1 protein-coding gene and 2 pseudogenes are annotated in these 1,704 nt (G+C 67.8%); all 3 read right to left on the minus strand.

What is annotated here, in order from left to right; translation table 11 throughout:
- A pseudogene (locus AC27IO_RS23855) lies at positions 1 to 213 on the minus strand (Tim44 domain-containing protein); the annotation flags it as partial.
- Between the two features lie 53 nt (positions 214 to 266).
- Positions 267 to 999, minus strand: a pseudogene (ubiE, locus tag AC27IO_RS23860) (bifunctional demethylmenaquinone methyltransferase/2-methoxy-6-polyprenyl-1,4-benzoquinol methylase UbiE).
- A gap of 111 nt (positions 1,000 to 1,110) precedes the next feature.
- Positions 1,111 to 1,545 carry a gamma-butyrobetaine hydroxylase family protein gene (locus tag AC27IO_RS23865; protein ID WP_272565478.1) on the minus strand — a complete coding sequence of 145 codons (435 nt, stop codon included), beginning with the start codon at positions 1,543 to 1,545 and terminating at the stop codon, positions 1,111 to 1,113.
- Positions 1,546 to 1,704 lie beyond the last annotated feature (159 nt).

The raw sequence follows: 1,704 nt of genomic DNA on the forward strand, positions 1-1,704 counted from the left end.
TGCCGGTGCGGCGGCGGGCTTGGCAGCCGCCGCGCTGTTGACGTTCTGCGCCGGTGCGCCGGGCGCAGCGGGCGGAGGCGAAGCCGCCTCGCGCTGCGTCACATTGCTCGACTGCTTGCCAACGGACTTGCCGCCGCCCATGCGGCGCGCATCCGCATCGGCATGCACCACCAACAACATGGCGACCAGCGCCACGGACCACAGTTTCATCATGTCATCTCCAATTTATAGATAGGTGCCGGCTGCGAACGAAAACGCAAGGCGGCTCAGCACTTGATTCCAACATGCAAAGCAACGATTCCCCCCGTCATGTTGTGATAGTCCACATGCCCAAAGCCATTTTTCTGCATGAGGGTTTTGAGTTCTTCCTGCCCCGGATGCATGCGGATCGACTCGGCGAGGTAGCGGTAGCTCGCGTCGTCGCCGGCCACCATCCGGCCCAGCTGGGGCAGCACCTTGAAGGAATACCAGTCGTAGGCCTTCTCCAGCGGCTTGGCCACCTTGGAGAACTCCAGCACGAGCAGGCGGCCGCGCGGCTTGAGCACGCGGCACATCTCGGCAAGGGCCTGGTCCTTGTGCGTCATGTTGCGCAGGCCGAAGGCCACGCTCACCACGTCGAAGTGGCCATCGGGAAAGGGCAGCTTCTCGGCGTCGCAGACCAGCGTGGGCAGCACCACGCCGGCATCGATGAGGCGGTCGCGCCCCACGCGCAGCATGGCTTCATTGATGTCGGTGTGCACCACCTCGCCCGATGCGCCGACCTTTTTGGCGAAGGCCTTCGCCAGATCGCCCGTGCCGCCCGCGATGTCGAGCACGCGGTGGCCCTCGCGCAGATTGGCGACCATGACCGTGTAGGCCTTCCATGCGCGGTGCAGGCCACCGGACATGAGGTCGTTCATGACGTCGTACTTCGATGCGACGGAGTCGAAAAACGCCGCGCACGCGGCGCGCCTTTTCCGCTTCATCGACCGACTGGAATCCGAAATGCGTGGTGCTCATTCCGCGATGCTAGGGGCGCGGGCCCCGCTCGTACAGCGACAACCCCGCACCTGCATGGGGCATCTGTCGCAATTTGGACGCTGGGGCGCGCGCCGAGCGGGCCCGCCGCCGTCAGTGCGCGCAGCCGCCGGAACCGTGCGAATGGCCGCCACCGCCGCGCCGGGGCGGCATCGGCGTGTCGCGATCGGCGCCGGCCTCGTCCAGCCGGCGCAGGTAGTCGGCCCACAGCGCGTCCTGGCGCTGGCCGAGTTCGTAGAGGTAATCCCACGAGAAGATGCCCGTGTCGTGGCCGTCGGAGAACGTGGGCTTGACCGCGTAGTTCCCCACCGGCTCCAGCCCCGCGAGCGTGACGTGGCGCTGCCCGGTCTGCAGCACCTCCTGGCCGGGGCCATGGCCCTGCACCTCGGCGGAGGGCGAGTACACGCGCATCAGCTCGAACGGGATGCGGAAGGCCGCACCGTCCGAGAACACCACCTCCAGCACGCGCGATGCCTCGTGCACCGTGATCGACTGCGGCGTGGGTGCGCCGGCTTTCAAACCTGCCATGGAAATCCTCTGTGCGTTTGCGTTGTGCCCGCTGCGGGCGGCCCGATGGAGCCGGAGCGCGATTGTCCCACCGCGCCCTGGCCGGGCCGTCAGCGCGCCCTGCCAGGGCTCACGCGCCTGGGCGTCAGGCCAGTTGCGCCAGCCGCGCGGCCATCGCCG

The organism is Acidovorax sp. KNOB132 (assembly GCF_057541515.1).